The following is an 18,262-nucleotide window of genomic DNA, read 5'->3' on the forward strand; positions in this document are numbered from 1 at the left end:
ATGAATTTAGCCGTAACTCCATCATTGGGTAACGCTACCAATAATGCCACGAATACGGACTGGTGGCGTGGCGCTACGATTTATCAGATCTACCCACGTAGCTTTCAAGATAGCACGGGAGATGGTGTTGGTGATCTAGCCGGTATTGTGCAACGGATGCCCTATATTGCCTCATTGGGCGTGGACGCGATATGGATTTCTCCATTCTTCACCTCCCCAATGAAAGACTTCGGCTACGATGTCAGTGACTATTGTGACGTAGACCCAATGTTTGGCACGCTGGCCGATTTCGATGCAATTGTTGACGCTGCACACGGGCATGGCATTCGGGTGATGATTGATCTTGTGTTGAGCCACACAAGTGATCAACATGCTTGGTTTGCGCAAAGCCGCAAAGATAAAACCAATGCTAAACAGGATTGGTATGTTTGGGCTGATCCCAAGCCAGACGGCACACCGCCGACAAATTGGCTCTCAATTTTTGGTGGTTCTGCGTGGCAGTGGGATGGGCGGCGTGAACAATATTACATGCACAATTTCCTAGCATCTCAGCCTGATCTAAATCTTCATAACGAAAAAGTTCAGGATGCCTTACTTGATGTCGCTACATTTTGGCTCAACCGAGGTGTGGACGGGTTCCGATTGGACACGATAAATTTTTATTTTCACGATGCTGAACTAAGAAATAATCCTGCGCTACCAGTTGAAGAGCGTAATGCAACGATTGCACCATCGGTTAATCCTTATAACCACCAAAACCACCTATATGATAAAAACCGCCCTGAAAACTTGCCGTTTTTGCGTCGTTTGCGGGCGGTTATGGAGCCATTTGGCGCGGCAGCAGTTGGTGAAGTTGGGGATGCGCAATTCGGCCTTGAAATATTAGGCCAATACACCGCTGGAAATGACTTGATGCAGATGTGTTATGCATTCGAGTTTCTTGCGCAAGAACAGCCAACCGCCGATCGCATCGTGAGTGTTTTGCAAAAAGTTGATGACGTCGCAGCCGATGGTTGGGCGTGTTGGGCGTTTTCCAACCACGACGTTCAACGCCACGCGACACGTTGGAATTTATCGCCTGATGCCCAAAAAGCGTTCGCAACACTTATTATGTGTCTGCGCGGATCGGTCTGCCTTTATCAAGGCGAAGAGCTTGGGTTGCCAGAAGCGAACGTTGATTTTGACGATATCCAAGACCCATACGGTATTGAGTTTTGGCCGGAATACCGGGGGCGCGATGGATGTCGTACGCCGATGGTTTGGCAAACAAGCAATCAAAATGGCGGTTTTTCGGAAGGGCGACCTTGGTTGCCTGTCGCACACGAACATTTGCATATGTCGGTCGATGAGCAAGAAAAAGATCCGGACGCAATTTTGCACCATTATCGCAGAGCGATCCATTTTCGACAGGCAAATCCAGCTTTGGTTATAGGCGCGCATAGCGATCTAAGTACCAATGGACACATTGTATCGTTCAATCGCTTTTTGGATGACGTGACAATCCACTGCGCATTTAACGTAAGTGATACGCCATCTGAATTCACTTTACCCAGTGGTAACTGGCTGCCGTTAGGCGAGGAACTGGGCTGCGTTCAAAACGTAGTCGGCAACAAAATTCATCTTGAACCTTGGCAGGTTTATATCGGACTAAAACGTGAGCATTAGGATCTGAAGGGGTACTATCATGACAGATGTAAAATTAATGGATGTAGGGAAGACCTACGGCGGGGCTGTAAACGTTCTGAATGGCATTAATCTTGATATCAAACAAGGCGAGCTGATTGTCTTTGTTGGCCCTTCTGGTTGCGGCAAGTCCACTCTGCTTCGGATGATCGCGGGGCTGGAGAAAATCACTGAAGGCACGCTGGAAATTGGCGGAGAAGTTGTAAACGATATTCCGCCCGCACAGCGCGGGATCGCGATGGTATTCCAATCCTACGCGCTTTACCCGCATATGACCGTGCGCGAGAATATGTCCTTCGCTCTAAAGCTCGCCAAAAAATCCCAAGCTGAAATTGATGAAGCTATTTCACGCACGGCCAAAACTTTGCAGCTGGAAGAATATTTAGATCGACTGCCTAAAGCTCTATCAGGCGGCCAACGACAGCGCGTTGCCATCGGCAGATCTATTGTGCGTGATCCCAAGGTTTATTTATTCGATGAGCCATTGTCCAACTTGGATGCAGCGCTACGTGTTGCGACGCGCATTGAGATCGCTCAGTTAAAAGAATCAATGCCCGAAAGCACGATGATTTATGTAACCCACGATCAGGTTGAAGCGATGACGCTTGCAACAAGAATCGTCGTTCTAGCCAATAAAGGGATCGCCCAAGTCGGCACGCCATTGGAACTTTATGAGCGCCCAGAAAACGAGTTTGTCGCTCAGTTCATCGGTTCGCCTGCCATGAATTTATTGGCTGGCGAAATCGTTGAAACCGGAAATCAGACAAAGGTAAAACTAGATGGCGGGGGCACAGCTGTATCTGCGATACCCACAAACCAAGATGACATGGGCTTAAAGGTCAATATCGGCGTGCGACCAGAAGATATGGTGGAGACGACCGAAGGGCATATTTATGAAGGCAAAGTAAAATTCACCGAAGCCCTGGGGGAAGTCACTTTGTTGTATTTTGAAAACGCTGGAGATAATGCGGTGATTGGGAAACTTCCAGGAATTCACGGCGATCTACGCGGCAAAACGGTTCGCGTTTCAGCGACACCAGAAAAAGTGCAAATATTCCACAATGGGCAATCACTCCACTATCGTTGATCCGGCATGATCTCTAGTTTCATCGGGCCAAATGGCTATGATCAACACGCGTGGGGAATACCCTCGTGCGTTCGTGAGTTTGCGCATCAAATGCTGTCCAGCTTTGATGTTGCGAAAGCTTTGCGCCAGCATATCGTCGACCATCTGCAGACTGAGCGGAAATCAGAAATAGTCAATAGGCGTGGGCAATCACTCTAGTTAGGAAGTGCTGGCGACGATAAAGAGGACCACGACCAAAACGGGAATGCAGCAAGGTCCCGCATTTTGGTCGATACTCTATAAACCTTGGAGTACATTCAGTTAAAGTCGCTCCAAAATTACACTAGCCCATTCTATTTTCCAGCGAGCTCAGCCAAGCCCTCGTAACTTTGGGAAATGTTCGGACATAAAGGTAACAATGCGGCCTGCAATGAGTGATAAATGTCTGGTTTGCCGACAAACTGGCAGTCTGTTGACTGATTGTTTTCATCAAGCTCAGGAAACCATCCACCGTATTCTTGATCAATCAAGTTTGCCTGTGCAAATTGCCACAATCGATTGTACCAACGCTCATCCTCGGCGGTGCCGCCTAGCTTAATAAATGCCGCCATGACACCAATCGCTTCAGTCACTGGCCACCAATACCGATCAGTGATTGCCGGATTTCCATCGAAGTCCAATGTGTAATAAAACCCGCCCTTTTCATCATCCCAAGCGTCTTCAACTGCGCGGTATGCAAGCCTGCGTGCTGTGTTTTGGTAGTCGCCCTCTGGCCGCCCCATCAGGTCCCAATATTGCAGGAGTAGACGCGCCAACTCGAAAGAATGACCTGGCGTTGTTCCCGCTGGCCGGAACATGGGATTTTCACTGTAATCATGGTCGATAGCCCATTGATCGGTGTAATGCTCTGGTACGCGCCAACTCTGGGATGCAGCGCGTTTAAAAACGAAAAAATCAAGAATTGAGCCCGCTTTTTCCAAAAAATTACGGCGTCCCGTCGCCTCATACGCAGACAGTAATGCTTCAACGCCGTGCATGTTGGCATTCATGCCACGATAGGTTGAAAATGGCGTCCAGTCCCGGTTCCATTCATCGCTGAAAAGTTGGTGTTCTTTTTCCCAAAAACGCTTTTCCAAGACCTCATCAACTTTGTCTAAAAGCGGTAGTGCGGCCGGATGATCGGCTGCATGGGCGCTTGCTGCAGCTAGAAGCACAAATACATGACCGTAAGCCAATTTGCGTTCATCATGTACCTTTTTGCCATCTAACGCCCAAAAATACCCGCCGAACTCGGGGTCAAGATGATGACTTGTTAAGTAATTTAAGCCCTGATCGATGACATTCTCGCAATTGGCAATGCCGGCAATCTTTCCAAGCGAAAATGAATGGATCATACGTGTTGTATTATGTAGTTCTTGGATTGTAGTTTGGGCCGGTGTTCCGTCGCGTTCTAGCACATAGAACCCGCCATCGGGCCGACGGCTTTGGTCAAAAAAAGCGAGTTGTTTTTGCGCATCAGCAAGCAAGAATGAACGGTGCTTAGAAGACGATAGCAACGATTCGCCTCGCGCTTGACTTTCAATAAGTGGTGATTCCATGATGTTAACTTTCGATACTTGGTCGGCGACTAGGGCTAGACCCGCTTGAAACTGGCTGAATGTATTGCAAATTATTTGGCGATTCACCCGCGATTCTTCGAAGCAAAAGCTTAGCCATTCTAAATCCTGCTTCAGGTAAATCTTCGTATAGACTCTCAATTTCTGGGCGCACTAAATTGAACAAACCGCTGGTTTGCTTAACGATCACATCAACGTCTTTCATGGGTTGCAACCCAGCATCGTGGATGGCGGCAAGCACAGCCAAACCTGAAACTTCGCCCGGGCAAACCACGCCATCCGGAGGGTTGGGGGCCTCTAATCTATCTTGAACTGCCTGTCTAATTTTTTCCGAGGGGCTATCCAAAGTAGCTCCCTCCAAAATTTCAAAATCAACGCCAGCTTGACGTACGGCATTCATAAAGCCATGCAGCAGGTGTTGACGAAATGTCAGGTTGTCTGGGGGCAACACAATAATTAACTTAGAGGCGCCCCTTTCAATTAAACGTTGCGCAGCTTGGCTCGAAAACGCAAAATTATCATAATCGACATAAGGGTGTTCGGTCGCTAACTCTGTCCGCCCATGGCAAACAAATGGGAAATCTTCTTCAAGTAGATATTTTACACGATGATCAGTCGGTTCAGTTCTGGAAAACACAACGCCGTCGGCAAGCCTGTTTTTTACCGTGCGCCGAATTGCGTCATCTTGATTTTCCAAACCAAAATCCGGCATTACAACTAGGTGAAATGCTGATCCATTTAAACCGTCTGAAATTCCTTGGATGAGCGAGCTACCAAATCCAAAAATTTCTTCGTGAGGCGGCAAAACAAGACTTATTACTTGGGTACGGCCCGTTCTCAATCGTTGCGCTGCTCGGTCAGGTTCGTATCCGACCTCCTTTGCAATTTTATGCACCAGCACTCGCGTGTGCTCAGCAATTTTTTCGTCATTCGAAAGCGCGCGTGACACTGCGCCAACCGAGACACCTGCGCGGTCTGCGATTGTTCGCTGTGTTGGACGAGGCGGTTTATTCAAGCCGGGCATCTAGCGTCTTTCAATGATTGTTCGCTAGAAGCATAATTTAAAACGATTAAACATACAACTCCTGGCAAAAAAATTAGTTTTACAGGCCATAACCCCTGTAGATTGGGGCATAGTCATAGTATTTTGTAGAAAACAGCCCTTGACAAGATACATATTTATAACGTTATAAAACATGAGTATCAATTTGGGAGGAATTACAAATGATCAAGAAATGTATATTGGCTGGCGTCTCAATGTTGGCCCTATCGTCTAGCACTGCACTCGCAGATGATGTTGAAGTATTGCATTGGTGGACATCCGGCGGCGAAGCCGCTGCACTAAATGTGCTTAAAGAAGATTTGGCCGAGCAGGGCATCGGTTGGTTTGATATGCCAGTCGCCGGCGGCGGCGGCGAAGGTGCAATGACGGCATTGCGTGCACGTGTAACAGCGGGCAATGCGCCAACAGCTGTACAAATGCTGGGCTTTGACATCATTGACTGGGCGAATGAAGGCGTTTTGGGAAATCTGGACGAAGTCGCCATGGCAGAAGGCTGGGATGCGGTTGTTCCCGAAGCTCTTCAGTTCTTTTCAAAGCATGAAGGTCATTGGATCGCGGCGCCTGTTAATGTCCATTCAACAAACTGGGTTTGGATGAACAAATCTGCACTTGCCGACACAGGTCTAGCTGAACCCACAAATTGGGAAGAGCTTGTTGCCGTACTTGACGCGATGAAAGAGAACGGCATCACGCCACTCGGACATGGTGGGCAAGCTTGGCAGGACGCCACGCTTTTTGACTCTGTCGTCCTTAGTCTTGGAGATGATTTCTACAAAACGACGATGATCGACCTCAATATGGATGCACTTGGCGGCGAAAAAATGGTGCAAGCGTTTGAACGCATGGCGACACTTCGCTCCTATGTCGATGATAACTTCTCCGGGCGTGATTGGAACCTCGCTTCCACAATGGTTCTTAATGGAACCGCCGGCATGCAAATCATGGGCGACTGGGCCAAGGGCGAGTTCTTGCGTGCGGGAAAAGTGCCGGGCGAAGATTTCGTATGTATTCGCTTCCCGGGCACTCAAGGCGCAGTAACCTTTAATTCCGATCAATTCGTCATGTTTGATGTTGATCACGGAAAAGACGCGCAAAAAGCCATGGCAGCTGCCGTAATGAACCCTGTGTTCCAAAGCGCATTCAATGTTGTTAAAGGCTCTGTTCCTGCTCGTACGGATGTGTCAAATGCCGACTTTGATGCTTGCGGACAAAAGGGTATGGCTGATTTGGCCGACGCAGGTTCAAATGGTCGTCTCTTTGGTTCGATGGCCCATGGACACTCAGTTCCAGCATCTGTGAAAAATGCGATTTACGATGTGGTAACAGCGCATTTCAATGGCGAATATGACGCTCAAACAGCTGCCAGTGAATTGGTGAATGCTGTAGAATCTGCAATGTAACTCTCTTGGTGGGGCGACGGATATTCGCCCCACTTCCTCCGGGATCTGGGTCATCGCTATGGGTGCGGCCCAGAGACCGTTTTTGCCACTCAACCGACGCCAGTAAGGAACAGCCAAATGGCTAACAAGACTACAGCAGCGGATCTTCGAACAATTTTACAGCAATGGATACCAAAATTGGTGTTGTCGCCATCGATTGCGATGGTATTTGTGTTCGTCTACGGCTTCATAGTATTCACGTTCTATTTGAGTTTTACTGGCTCAAAAATGCTACCGAATTACGATCTTGTTGGTATGCAAAACTATGTGCGACTTTGGGGGCTTTCAGCCTGGTGGACTGCCATAAAAAACTTGGCAATATTTTCGTCTTTGTACATATTGTTCAGCACCGCAATCGGCCTGCTTCTGGCCATTTTTTTAGATCAGAAAATTCGAGGCGAAGGCGTGCTTCGTCCCATCTATTTATATCCAATGGCCTTGTCGTTCATTGTGACCGGAACTGCATGGAAGTGGTTCCTGGATCCGGGAATAGGTCTTGAACACACGATGCATTTGTGGGGTTGGGAAAGCTTTGAATTCAGATGGATCAAAGATCGCAACTTTGCAATCTATACGCTCGTCATAGCCGGCGTTTGGCAAACCAGTGGCTTTGTCATGGCCATGTTCCTTGCGGGTCTACGCGGCATCGACAATGACATCCTTAAGGCCGCGCAAATAGATGGCGCCTCAAATTGGAACCTGTACAGACGAATTGTCATACCGTTGTTACGGCCTGCTTTTTTGTCGGCGTTTGTTATTCTTGCCCACCTCGCCGTTAAATCTTACGATCTGGTGATTGCACTCACGGGGGGTGGCCCCGGGCGGGCGACAGAACTCCCCGCAACATTCATGTATTCTTACACGTTTACCCGCAACCAAATGGGGACAGGCGCTGCAAGCGCGGTGATCATGTTGATGACCATCGCAGCTATCATGATGCCTTACATTTATGCTGAACTGAAGGAAACGAAGTGATGTCCATATCAACACAAGACACCGCAGTCAGTTCTGGACGGATTACACGCGCATTCATCTATTTGGTGCTGTTGCTGTTCGCATTGTTTTATCTGCTGCCGTTTTTCGTCATGCTGGTGAACTCGCTCAAGCCACTGTCCGAGATATCCGGCGGCAATATGATGTCGCTGCCAAAAGAATGGACAATTGAGCCATGGCTTACTGCTTGGTCCACTGCTCAGATTGGGGTTGAGCCGACGGGCCTCAAGCCATATTTCATGAATTCAATTCTGATGGTCGTCCCCGCTGTTGCGATCTCAACGGTTTTGGGCGCACTTAACGGATATGTGCTGACGAAATGGCGCTTTCGCGGCCATAATATTATATTTGGGCTGTTACTCTTTTCTTGCTTCATCCCGTTTCAAATTGTGCTGATCCCGATGGCCGCAGTTTTGGGAAAGCTTGGTTTGGCGGGTTCAATTCCAGGCCTTGTGTTGGTGCATGTGGTATATGGCGTTGGTTTCACCACTCTTTATTATCGCAACTACTATGCCTCCTTCCCTACAGAATTGGTGCGCGCAGCAATGATTGATGGAGCGGGGTTCTTCAAAATCTTTTGGCGCATCCTTTTGCCCGTGTCCGGACCAATAACGGTGGTTTCGGTGATCTGGCAGTTCACAAATATCTGGAACGACTTTTTGTTTGGCGCTTCATTTGGCGGTATGACGCAGCCGATGACGGTTGCACTGAATAACCTCGTTCAGTCGTCCCAGGGCGTCAAAGCTTATAACGTTCATTTTGCTGGGGCCATCTTGGCCGCGCTACCCACACTAATTGTCTACATTGTCGCTGGCCGCTATTTTGTGCGTGGCTTGATGGCTGGATCAGTCAAAGGATAATACCATGAGCTTTCTTGAGATCTCCAACATCTCCAAATCCTACGGCAACGTGGAAGTGCTACATCACGTCGATATTAAAGTGAATGAGGGTGAGTTTTTGGTCCTTGTTGGGCCATCTGGTTGCGGTAAATCCACACTACTCAATATGATCGCGGGATTGGAAGACATCACCAACGGCGACATTTCCATTAGAGGCCAGGTTGTAAACGGCGTTCATCCGTCCAAACGTAACATCGCGATGGTGTTTCAAAGTTACGCGCTCTATCCCAATATGACCGTGGGGCAAAACATCACATTTGGCCTTGAGATGCATGGCGTACCAAAGCCAAAACGTGACAAAGCCCTAGCGGACGTATCTAGCCTATTGCAAATTGAGCAACTGCTTGACCGAAAACCGGGTCAACTTTCCGGTGGACAACGCCAGCGTGTAGCAATGGGACGCGCATTGGTGCGAAACCCAGATGTGTTTTTGTTTGACGAACCTTTGTCCAATCTTGATGCCAAGTTGCGTGTCGATATGCGCACCGAGATCAAAAAACTACACGAGCATTTGAAGACAACTATTGTCTATGTAACGCACGACCAGGTCGAAGCGCTTACACTTTCAACTCGAATTGCGGTGATGAACAAAGGCTATGTGCAGCAATTGGGCACACCCAAAGAGATTTATGATCGGCCCGCGAACATATTCGTAGCGACCTTCATGGGCAGCCCAGCGATGAATATTATTCCCGCTCTGATCAAAGCTAAAGACGGGGTACCTTTTGCACAAATTGCAACGTCAAGTGGCGAAACCGTCGATTTAATGCTCAGCCAAAAGAACCTAATAGATTGGGCAGGAAAACAAGTATCCTTGGGCATTCGCCCAGAGGCATTGACTGATCAAAATGGCGCCGACAAGAACTCAAAGAACATCATAATACTTGAGAACAAGGCCGGCGTTATTCAACTTGCCGGATCTGATACGTTTGTGACGACCAATTTAGGCGGAAAGGATATTACCGCTCGCCTTCGTGCCGATTCAAATGTTGAAGCGGGCAAGCCATTTGGGTTTGCTGTGGACATGGAAAAGGTGGTCGCTTTTGATCCAGAGTCTGAACAGCGTATCGTGGAGTAATGCAGTTGGGTGCTGTTATTTAGGGGCGGTTCCACGTTTTTGGCGTGCGGGCAAAGGGTCATCCTTGAGCATTTTTGAGGAAAAACGTCTTTGCTACACCTAAATATTGCCTTGCCGCCAGCAGGAATTCTTATGGATTGTCGCGTTTATAAATCGCTCGGTATAGATGTTTTTGCCGGCCGCTGATTTTATAAGGTTTTATCGTCTAAATCTCTAAACTGGGTAAACCCTAAACTTTGCGACAAGCCCATGGTTTCTCATTGGTGAAGCGTGCGAATAGCTTTTCCTTAAAGGGACCTCAGATATTTCGTCCGGCGGCACGCTCCTGCAGCCATTGTTCATTGGTGCCGCAGAATAAAAATCCATCTAACAATCCATAACAGGCCAGCTTTGCATCTCTTAAAGAGAACCCCTGCGGATTGACGCTGCGCTCAAGCCATAGTCCGTCAACTAAGGATGTGAGGCTAATCGCAACAAGGCCAGCATCCACTTCATCTGCATTTCCTTCGGCTATTGCGACTTCTTCAATTACGGCCACCAGTTCAGCGCGGTAAGACATAAACATCTCCGCGGCAGGGCCACGGATATTTGGATTTTGGCGAAGTTCACTCCAGAACGCCAGCATCATAGAAAGTCGATTTTCTGAGTGCCCTTCAGGATCAAAACAGGCCTCGACAAATGCGGCTAGCCGCTCTCTTGGTTCGATACATTCTTGCCGGACGAGGTCAAGAAGACCCGTGATAAAATCCTTCAATAACCGCTCGTATGCGTGAAGAATGAGTTCGGCTTTACCTGAGAAATGGAACCTAAGCAGCCCAGGAGACACCTCCGCACGGCGGCAGATTTCGCGCACTGTAGTCGCGGAATATCCAACTTCACCCACAGACTCGATCGTTGCTAAAATCAACCGTTCGCGCCTCACCTCCGCTTCCAATCGCGAATATTTAGGGGGATGTTTTCTTACAGTGGGCAAGGTGTCTCTCTTTCTATGGTCAGAAGGCATTACTACGTTACCGATCTAGTGAGACTTTTCAAGTTGCAATAAGGGTTTGTCGGGCCAGAATGGGCCTTATTATACGTTTGTAAAATAAATCTTGCCATCGAAACTCGGCTCGAATACGCTCAAGGTCAGAGGACAAAATTTGAAAACTAGGGAGAACCATTTTGAATATCTGGACAAAATACGTTGTTGGAATGGCTGCTGTTGTGGCATTTGCTTCGTTTGCGCAGGCGGGCGAGGTGTTGGACAAAGTTATGGATGAAAAAACCATGATGGTTGCGACAAATTCAGAATATCCACCCGCCTCATATCTAAATTCCAAAGGAGAATTTGAGGGCTTTGACGTTGATGTAGCGAAGGAGTTGGCGAAACGCATGGGTGTTGAAGCAAAATTCATGAACCCGGCTTGGGAGGCCATCACTTCGGGAAAATGGGGTGGTCGCTGGCAGGTTGCTATTGGATCAATGACGCCAACCCCCGCACGAGCCCAAGTTCTGGATTTTCCAGCGATCTACTATTTCACACCTGCTGCTTTCTATGTTCATGCGGACGCTCCTTATCAGTCCTTGGCAGACCTGAGCGGCAAGAAAATTGGATCCAGCGCCGGGTCAACTTATGAAGGTTATCTCAATAAGACCCTTACGTTGGACAGCGCTTATTCACCAGCGTTCGACTATCTTGTCGATCCCGGTGAAATTCGTACCTACGAGACGGATACAAATGTTATGGACGACTTGCGCCTTGGCGACGGTGTGCGTCTTGATGCAGGCATTTCGTCCGTGCCAAACATTCTTGAGGCTGTGAAGAACGATTACCCACTGCGGATTTTGGGTGAGCCGGTATTCTTCGAACCTCTAGCTGTTGTTGTGGCAAAAGGCGACACTGAATTCTCAAGCAAAATTGCCAGCATCATTGAAGAGATGCGAACTGACGGCACGCTTAAGTCGCTTTCAGTCAAATGGTTCGGTGCGGACCTTGTTACGACCAAGGCGGACTGAAAAAGTCTGTGAAAAAAGCAATCATGGCAAACATAGCCGCAATCATGCAACACGCGCTGGCAAGGCGCGTGTTGCTATTTCTCGTCTTGTTTGGGGTGTTGGTTAACTTCAACTATCCTGAAAATTGGGCGTTGGGCAGGCCTGCAATAGCAGCAATCATTGCAGGGGTACTCACGCTCAACGTACACCTTGTTCTCTATCTGTCGTTTCGTGTTCAGGTTGCGGTGTTCTGGCTTCAGTTGTTGGCGCTGTTCTTGGCGTTCTTCTACTCGTTCAACTTGTCTTACAGCTTTATTTCCGAACGTTTACCACTGCTGATCTTTACTGGTGTGGGGTACACATTGCTGGTGTCAGCCCTCTCGATCACATTTGCGAGCCTGATTGCGTTGTTCGGCTCCTTAATGCGGTTGTCGAATAATGGCGCGGCATTTGCCATCTCAACATTCTATGTCTCTTTCTTTCGTGGGACACCATTGTTGTTGCAAGTTTATCTGATTTATTTGGGGTTGCCTCAGCTTGGCATCATTCTGGATGCGATACCCTCTGGTGTTATCGCTCTGTCGCTTTGTTATGGCGCCTATATGACCGAGATTTTTCGATCAGGTATTCAAGCCGTTCCCAAGTCCCAATCTGAAGCCGCATTTGCCCTTGGATTAAAGCCTTGGCAGATCATGTTGAAAGTTGTCTTGCCGCAAGCGATTAGAATTATAATTCCACCAACGGGAAATAATTTCATCGCAATGCTCAAGGATTCATCATTGGTTTCAGCGATGGGGGTAATGGAATTGATGTATCTGGCCCGCACCCTTGGGCGTTCTGAGTTCAAGCATTTTGAGATGCTCATTACGGCGGCCCTTATTTATTGGTTTATCAGTTTCCTTTTTGAATTGTTGCAAGGCCGACTGGAAGCCCATTTCAGCAAATCATCGCAACGCTAACGGCTGGCGCGCATGAATGCATCGTCGGGGACCCATATGCTGGCGTCTGTGGCATCGGCGTCGGCATCAATGTCCTGATTTTTGGTCGAATATTTTGAAGGCAATTATGACATACAAACTATATTGGTATGCAGGAAGCGCTGCCATGGCACCTCATGCGATTTTGCATGATACCGGCGCCAAATTTGATTTGATTGAAGCAAAGGGCGCATTCTTGAAAAGCGCCGAATATAGAGAGATCAACCCAAACGCCACGGTCCCAACCCTTATTTATGGCGAGAGTAAGGGCCTATACGAAAGTGCTGCAATTTGTCAGTTTCTGGCTGAGAAACACCCTGAAACAGGGTTAAGCCCTTCCATTGATGATCCCATTCGGGGGAGCTATCTACAATGGATGGTGCATTTAACCAATACGGTTCAGGAAGCCATGACCATCTGGTGGCACCCGGATCAATATACGGTTGATGTCGATGTTCAAAAGAAACTACGGCGCGAGGCAGAGGCACGGTTGGCCAGGCTCTGGCAAGTTATAGACAAACATTTGGGGCGCAGCGGCCCGTTGCTATGTGGCGATCGATTTCTCGCATGTGATTATTATTTAGCGATGCTGATCCGTTGGACCCGCGGCATGCAACATCCCGGCGAGGAGTTCCCACATTTAAACCGCTTAGTCCGCATAACAATGGCACGTCCAGCGTATAAAAAAATGCTGGAGGATCAGCAAATTACCCAGAATTATTTACCCGATACGACAACGGGATCTGCAAGCAGTGGACAGTAAACACAGATAATCGAGCAATCGGATTGGTCGCAAATGATGATGGAGACCATTTAACGTCGTTCATGACAAATCTAGGAGACTTCACGATTAACTAGCTGCTTTCAGCATATCGCATAGGCTCCAGAAGCAGCACGTGCATTTTCCTCGTGAGGCAGCAGCATTTTCGTGTGGTGGAACTTTTTTTGGTGAGTTTTAACAACTCAAGCACTTTTTATCACGCTATCTGGCGAGCGCTCGATCAGATCTGGCAAAAACAGTTTTTGTAAATTCGCTGGATCATCACCTTGTAACAATCGCAGCATGAACTCGCCGATCATCTGGCTTGGTTTAGAAATTGGCAAGTAGCATGTTGTGATCGGTGGCGTGAAATATTGAGAGATATTCAGATCATCTGTAGCGATGACGACCGCGTCGCGCCCATGAACGTAACCGTGCATGTGAAATCCGGATAAGACACCAAGTGCTGAAGCTTCGTTTGCGCATATATAAGCTGTTGGCGGATGAGATAGAGATATCATCTCCAGCATCTTCGAACGACCAAAGGATGGGGTTAGTCCCCCATTTGCGACCAGCTCCGGACGGAAACTGATATCTGCTGATTTCAAGGTGGCTTGATATGCGTTGAGCCGTTCCATCGAATACATCAAGTCTTCATGGTCATTGAGCAACGCAATATGTTCGTGTCCACGTGCCAACAAACGTTCAACGCAAATTGTTGCAATGCGGTTATTGTCTGTGTCCACAAACGCGTGGGGTTGCGCAGACTTGCTCATGCCATAAGTCACGAACGGAAAGTTCCGTTCTTGCATATATTTGATGCGCGGATCGTTTGCCAACGTGCCCGAAATTACAATTCCATCAGCAGTGGAATGTTCAACAATTTTTTGAATTGTCCTTAGGCTTTCGTCAAAATTACGGGCCTGAAACTGGATCATTCGGTAGGGGCTATGCTCCAACGCATGCGCTATGCCACTGACCAGTTGGGCATAGCCCACACCATGCCATTCATAGTCATCAGGGTCGCTGGCGACCGTAACCATCGCAATCTGGTGCGTTTTGCCCGTCCGGAGTTGCACACCGCTCAAATTCAGCTCATATCCAAGCCGATTTGCTGCATCGATGACCTTATCGCGTGTAACCGGGCGAACTTGGGGGGAACCATTCAATGCTTTTGAAACAGTGGCCGTTGAGAGCCCGGTTTCGGTTGCAATTGTTTTAATGGTTGGGCGCAGCAACATCAGAATCCTTTAAAAATCTTGTTCTTGGGTAGCCGAGAATATTTTGAAGCGCAAGTAGACGGCCGAAGTCCACGCAAAAGCAGGGTCGCGAAGCCCTTGCCCTGTCAATGCATCAAAATTCTCGGCCATACCTGATTTCTCGCAAACTGCTATGAAACCAGACATGATTTGGTGAGCCAAAGTCCGTTCGTTTTGTTGCAACATGCCATCAACAATTAACATCGTTGTTGGTGCCCAAATTGGACCGCGCCAATAACCGTCAGCTTCATAATAGGTGCTCATTGGGGCCTCTGTGGCGACGCCCCATTGCGTTAGCAATTGTAGATCGTTGAACCGTTCAATTAGCTTCTGCGCTATGTCCTTTGGTAGCTTTTCACCCAGCATGAGCGGCATGAACTGAATAAGGCTCTTATCTGGCAAGCTAAGATCTTTGCGTGACTGGTGTCGCACCTGAAATGTTCCTCCATCCCACAATTTGGCAACAAGCAACTCAATCAACTTATTTTCGATGCTGTCGTAAGTTTGCGCAACATCCGTTTCGCCAATCGTCGCCGAGATACGCGAAATCATACGAGCGGTTAGGGCCAAAAACGTAGGCAGGTCCGGCCCTTCAACTGGGCCATTTTCAGCAAAAAAGCTCGCATTGTCCCAACCACTATCATTTCCGTGGGCATAACTTGGCAAATGTTCTTCATCCGCGCGCGTATATGTCAGCCAATAGTGCAACTGTTTTTGCAACTTATCGCGAAGATAAAGACATTGTTCGGCGGTAAAAATGGGACCATAGGCATCTAGAATATAAGCGATTGCCCACCCATGTACCGGAGGTTTTGTAAAACTGTAGGATTTACCCTTGTCGTGAACGAAGTCGGGCAGCAAGCCGCTTTCATCTTGATGGTCAAAGATTGCGGCAAATTGATCAAATGCAAGTTGGGGATGAAGTTTTGCAACCCCAATCGCTGAAAATGCGTTGTCCCAACTCCAGATATTGATCATGTGATTTTTCGACATGTATATAGCGGGGGCAGTCAATATACCGCCTTTAGGCACAGTGTTTGCCCACAATATATATTGAGCAAGCTCGACCGCAGCGGACATCTGATTATCCACAGCCCAACTCTGAAAGTCTTGGGCAGAAGCACGTTGCGCGTCTGAAAAATGCGCAAGCGGTATGGGTGGCGCCAACCGTTCATGTATCTGTATCCCAGCGTCAATTGTTTCGCCGGAAAAGCTGATAGCGACATTTTCTGCATGGTCACGCCGCCATTGACCCGTAACCTTGCAACCGCCCTTATGGACAAAGGGCGAAAGCTTCAAATTTTCGCCGGCAGCCACGACGCAATCGCGACCGTCTGCTGAGGTGAACGCATAGTCATAACGCGAGCCATTTAGGCCAAATGTGATCACTATGTTTTCGGCGTAAATATGCAGAACTTCACCGGCGCCCAGCGCAAACTTTGCGGTGCCAACTCGTCGTTCACCATCATAAAGAGTTGCGATTAGTGCGGCAGGCGTTAATTCAAAGATGGGTTTCAGGTTCTGCCCATCTGTATCTGAAAACGAAATCGCGCAAAGATTTCCCAATGTCGGGCGTTCATCTCCTCCGGCCACAAAACGCAAATAAAACTCTTTTGCGTTAGCTTTTGCAGATGGAACCATCGAAAGGGTCGTGAACCGTTGGTGTCGTGAAAACGGCACCTTTTCAAAATTAAACAGGTTCACACTTTACCCCTTTACGGAAGAGCCAATCGCTCCATCCATGATATATCGTTGCGCAAAGAAGAACAGGATCAATGGGGGAATGCACAAAAGAACAGTGATCGCTGCAATCGATGTGATGTCGGTCTCATGCAGGCCTTTGAACATCGATAGACCCAAGGTCAGCGTATATTTAGATTGGTCATTAAGATAGATAAGTGGACCCAAATAGTCGTTCCAAGCATTCATAAAGTGGAACGTGCCCACCAGCACGAGTGCAGGCATCATCAATGGCAAATGGATGCGCCAGTAGATCTGCCAAGAATTGGCCCCATCCATGCGTGCAGCTTCATCAATTTCTATGGGTACGGTCATGATATATTGGCGCAATAGGAACACAAAAAATGCATCCGCAAAATAAGCCGGCACGATCAACGGCTTGAGCGTGTTGATCCAACCAAGCATGTTAAATTCCATATAAAGCGGGATCATTTTCACGTCCCAGGGGATCATCATTGTGGACAATAACAAGATGAAAATCCCATCACGGCCCTTGAACTGGAAACGTGCAAAGCCATACGCCACCAGCGAGCAAGAAAGCAGTTGCCCAAAGGTAGACAGCACCACAACAATCAGCGAGTTTTTAAGATAAATATCAAAAGGCTGTTTGAACCATGCCGTGAGGAAATTGCTCCATTGTGCATCTGACGGCCAAAATACCGGCGGATATTGGTAAAGCTCTGGCACGCTTTTGATCGCGGTGACCAATGTCCAATAAAAGGGCATAAGAAACAGAGCGGACAGGAAAATCAACGCGCCATATGTGAGTGATTTAACCATCTGATTGGTCCTTATTTTTCATTTCACCTTCGTAGTAAACCCAAGCTGACGAGGATTTCATGACCATCATAGAAAGCACCAGAATGATCAAGAACATCACCCAGGAATTGGCGGCTGCAAAACCCATTTCGAAGTGCTTGAACGCATTATCGTAAATATACATCGCAAAGAAGTAAGTGCTCTCAAGTGGGCCGCCGCCTGTGAGCAACAAAGCAATTGTTAGCTGTTGGAAGGCGGCAATAATCGAGGTGATAAAGGTGAATAACAACATCGGCGATAGCATTGGGATGGTGATAAAAATCAAACGCGCCCAAGCAGGCACACCTGACATCTTGGCCGCTTCATAAAGTTCTTTGGGAATGGATTGAAGACCTGTCAACAAAATCAACATGGTGCCGCCAAGTCCCCACAAAGACGCCACAACAATTGCCAGCAGTGACCAACTGGGATCACCTAGCCAGTTTGGCCCCTCTATTCCCGCAAGTCCCAAAAGGAAATTCAAAATGCCATATTCATGGCTGTAAATCCAAGCCCAAATGGTCACCAGCGCAACCCCAGAGATCACACTCGGTAGATAAAAAATGGTCCGAAAAATACCGCTGCCGATTACCCGTTGATTGAGCAGCACAGCTAACAGCAAACCCAGGACGATATTGAAGGGCACAAAGAACAAGCCGAACTTGATTGTTACCCAAAGACTATCCCAAAAGAGCGGGTCTTGAGTGAGCATAATTTCATAATTTTCAAGACCAATGAAAGTGCGTTCACCCACTACTGGCCAATCATAAAAACTCATAACCAACGAAAATATTAGGGGCCCCAGGGTGAAAAATAGGAACCCCAATATCCAAGGGGAAATAAAGAGATATGGAGTCAGCTTTTCGAGTGTTCGAGACTGCTGTGCTGCACTATCGGGATTGGCGCCCATATCA

16 protein-coding genes are annotated in these 18,262 nt (G+C 48.0%); 9 read left to right on the forward strand and 7 right to left on the reverse strand.

Features of this window, described 5'->3' with window-relative positions:
* The gene (locus tag ACSHWX_RS05080; RefSeq protein WP_435667103.1) at positions 1–1,665 is read left to right on the forward strand and encodes an alpha-amylase family glycosyl hydrolase; all 1,665 of its coding nucleotides are present in this window, start codon (positions 1–3) and stop codon (positions 1,663–1,665) included.
* Between the two features lie 19 nt (positions 1,666–1,684).
* A complete protein-coding gene (locus tag ACSHWX_RS05085) occupies positions 1,685–2,770 on the forward strand; it encodes an ABC transporter ATP-binding protein (RefSeq protein WP_435667104.1) in 1,086 nt (361 codons plus the stop codon).
* A gap of 332 nt (positions 2,771–3,102) precedes the next feature.
* On the opposite strand, the gene ACSHWX_RS05090 is transcribed toward ACSHWX_RS05085, so the two are convergent.
* Both ACSHWX_RS05090 and ACSHWX_RS05095 read right to left on the reverse strand, forming a co-directional pair.
* Positions 3,103–4,347 carry an AGE family epimerase/isomerase gene (locus ACSHWX_RS05090; RefSeq protein ID WP_435667105.1) on the reverse strand — a complete coding sequence of 415 codons (1,245 nt, stop codon included), beginning with the start codon at positions 4,345–4,347 and terminating at the stop codon, positions 3,103–3,105.
* 4 nt (positions 4,348–4,351) lie between these two features.
* A complete protein-coding gene (locus tag ACSHWX_RS05095; protein WP_435667106.1) occupies positions 4,352–5,389 on the reverse strand; it encodes a LacI family transcriptional regulator in 1,038 nt (345 codons plus the stop codon).
* 233 nt (positions 5,390–5,622) lie between these two features.
* On the opposite strand from ACSHWX_RS05095, the gene ACSHWX_RS05100 reads away from it, so the two are divergent.
* The 4 genes from ACSHWX_RS05100 (at position 5,623) to ACSHWX_RS05115 (ending at position 9,837) form a co-directional block, all read left to right on the forward strand.
* Positions 5,623–6,828: an ABC transporter substrate-binding protein gene (locus ACSHWX_RS05100; protein ID WP_435667134.1), complete on the forward strand. Its 1,206-nt coding sequence runs from the start codon at positions 5,623–5,625 to the stop codon at positions 6,826–6,828.
* Positions 6,829–6,945: 117 nt separating this feature from the next.
* On the forward strand, positions 6,946–7,842 hold the full coding sequence (locus ACSHWX_RS05105; protein ID WP_435667107.1) for a carbohydrate ABC transporter permease: 897 nt from the start codon (positions 6,946–6,948) through the stop codon (positions 7,840–7,842).
* Complete coding sequence (locus ACSHWX_RS05110) at positions 7,842–8,720, forward strand: carbohydrate ABC transporter permease (RefSeq protein WP_435667108.1); 879 nt, start codon at positions 7,842–7,844, stop codon at positions 8,718–8,720. The genes ACSHWX_RS05105 and ACSHWX_RS05110 overlap by 1 nt, the downstream gene beginning before the upstream one ends.
* Before the next feature lie 4 nt (positions 8,721–8,724).
* Positions 8,725–9,837: an ABC transporter ATP-binding protein gene (locus tag ACSHWX_RS05115; RefSeq protein WP_435667109.1), complete on the forward strand. Its 1,113-nt coding sequence runs from the start codon at positions 8,725–8,727 to the stop codon at positions 9,835–9,837.
* 298 nt (positions 9,838–10,135) lie between these two features.
* Here the strand turns inward: ACSHWX_RS05115 and ACSHWX_RS05120 are convergent, their stop codons facing one another.
* Complete coding sequence (locus tag ACSHWX_RS05120; RefSeq protein ID WP_435667110.1) at positions 10,136–10,744, reverse strand: TetR family transcriptional regulator C-terminal domain-containing protein; 609 nt, start codon at positions 10,742–10,744, stop codon at positions 10,136–10,138.
* Positions 10,745–11,031: 287 nt separating this feature from the next.
* Here ACSHWX_RS05120 and ACSHWX_RS05125 point away from each other — a divergent pair, with 287 nt between their 5' ends.
* From ACSHWX_RS05125 to ACSHWX_RS05135, 3 genes are all read left to right on the forward strand, one after another.
* A complete protein-coding gene (locus ACSHWX_RS05125; RefSeq protein ID WP_435667135.1) occupies positions 11,032–11,835 on the forward strand; it encodes a transporter substrate-binding domain-containing protein in 804 nt (267 codons plus the stop codon).
* A gap of 8 nt (positions 11,836–11,843) precedes the next feature.
* Positions 11,844–12,773 carry an amino acid ABC transporter permease gene (locus tag ACSHWX_RS05130; RefSeq protein WP_435667111.1) on the forward strand — a complete coding sequence of 310 codons (930 nt, stop codon included), beginning with the start codon at positions 11,844–11,846 and terminating at the stop codon, positions 12,771–12,773.
* 106 nt (positions 12,774–12,879) lie between these two features.
* The gene (locus ACSHWX_RS05135) at positions 12,880–13,554 is read left to right on the forward strand and encodes a glutathione S-transferase family protein (RefSeq protein WP_435667112.1); all 675 of its coding nucleotides are present in this window, start codon (positions 12,880–12,882) and stop codon (positions 13,552–13,554) included.
* 200 nt (positions 13,555–13,754) lie between these two features.
* On the opposite strand, the gene ACSHWX_RS05140 is transcribed toward ACSHWX_RS05135, so the two are convergent.
* Genes ACSHWX_RS05140 through ACSHWX_RS05155 form a run of 4 tightly spaced genes read right to left on the reverse strand, consistent with a single transcriptional unit; the run spans position 13,755 to position 18,258 of the window.
* A complete protein-coding gene (locus ACSHWX_RS05140; RefSeq protein ID WP_435667136.1) occupies positions 13,755–14,789 on the reverse strand; it encodes a LacI family DNA-binding transcriptional regulator in 1,035 nt (344 codons plus the stop codon).
* A gap of 12 nt (positions 14,790–14,801) precedes the next feature.
* Positions 14,802–16,514: an amylo-alpha-1,6-glucosidase gene (locus ACSHWX_RS05145; RefSeq protein ID WP_435667113.1), complete on the reverse strand. Its 1,713-nt coding sequence runs from the start codon at positions 16,512–16,514 to the stop codon at positions 14,802–14,804.
* 3 nt (positions 16,515–16,517) lie between these two features.
* Positions 16,518–17,330, reverse strand: a complete 813-nt coding sequence (locus ACSHWX_RS05150) for a carbohydrate ABC transporter permease (RefSeq protein WP_435667114.1) — start codon at positions 17,328–17,330, stop codon at positions 16,518–16,520.
* Positions 17,323–18,258 carry a carbohydrate ABC transporter permease gene (locus ACSHWX_RS05155; protein ID WP_435667115.1) on the reverse strand — a complete coding sequence of 312 codons (936 nt, stop codon included), beginning with the start codon at positions 18,256–18,258 and terminating at the stop codon, positions 17,323–17,325. Before ACSHWX_RS05155 ends, ACSHWX_RS05150 begins: the two co-directional genes overlap by 8 nt.
* Between the last annotated feature and the right edge of the window lie 4 nt (positions 18,259–18,262).

Origin of the sequence: Maritalea sp., from assembly GCF_051251695.1 — a bacterium.
Lineage (GTDB): Bacteria > Pseudomonadota > Alphaproteobacteria > Rhizobiales > Devosiaceae > Maritalea.

What these genes read in the sequence shown, in the direction of transcription:
- ACSHWX_RS05080 (WP_435667103.1), top strand. Translation starts at nt 1, where the DNA reads ATGAATTTAGCCGTAACTCCATCATTGGGTAACGCTACCAATAATGCC.
- ACSHWX_RS05085 (WP_435667104.1), top strand. Translation starts at nt 1,685, where the DNA reads ATGACAGATGTAAAATTAATGGATGTAGGGAAGACCTACGGCGGGGCT.
- ACSHWX_RS05090 (WP_435667105.1), bottom strand. Translation starts at nt 4,347, where the DNA reads ATGGAATCACCACTTATTGAAAGTCAAGCGCGAGGCGAATCGTTGCTA.
- ACSHWX_RS05095 (WP_435667106.1), bottom strand. Translation starts at nt 5,389, where the DNA reads ATGCCCGGCTTGAATAAACCGCCTCGTCCAACACAGCGAACAATCGCA.
- ACSHWX_RS05100 (WP_435667134.1), top strand. Translation starts at nt 5,623, where the DNA reads ATGTTGGCCCTATCGTCTAGCACTGCACTCGCAGATGATGTTGAAGTA.
- ACSHWX_RS05105 (WP_435667107.1), top strand. Translation starts at nt 6,946, where the DNA reads ATGGCTAACAAGACTACAGCAGCGGATCTTCGAACAATTTTACAGCAA.
- ACSHWX_RS05110 (WP_435667108.1), top strand. Translation starts at nt 7,842, where the DNA reads ATGTCCATATCAACACAAGACACCGCAGTCAGTTCTGGACGGATTACA.
- ACSHWX_RS05115 (WP_435667109.1), top strand. Translation starts at nt 8,725, where the DNA reads ATGAGCTTTCTTGAGATCTCCAACATCTCCAAATCCTACGGCAACGTG.
- ACSHWX_RS05125 (WP_435667135.1), top strand. Translation starts at nt 11,032, where the DNA reads ATGGCTGCTGTTGTGGCATTTGCTTCGTTTGCGCAGGCGGGCGAGGTG.
- ACSHWX_RS05135 (WP_435667112.1), top strand. Translation starts at nt 12,880, where the DNA reads ATGACATACAAACTATATTGGTATGCAGGAAGCGCTGCCATGGCACCT.
- ACSHWX_RS05150 (WP_435667114.1), bottom strand. Translation starts at nt 17,330, where the DNA reads ATGGTTAAATCACTCACATATGGCGCGTTGATTTTCCTGTCCGCTCTG.
- ACSHWX_RS05155 (WP_435667115.1), bottom strand. Translation starts at nt 18,258, where the DNA reads ATGGGCGCCAATCCCGATAGTGCAGCACAGCAGTCTCGAACACTCGAA.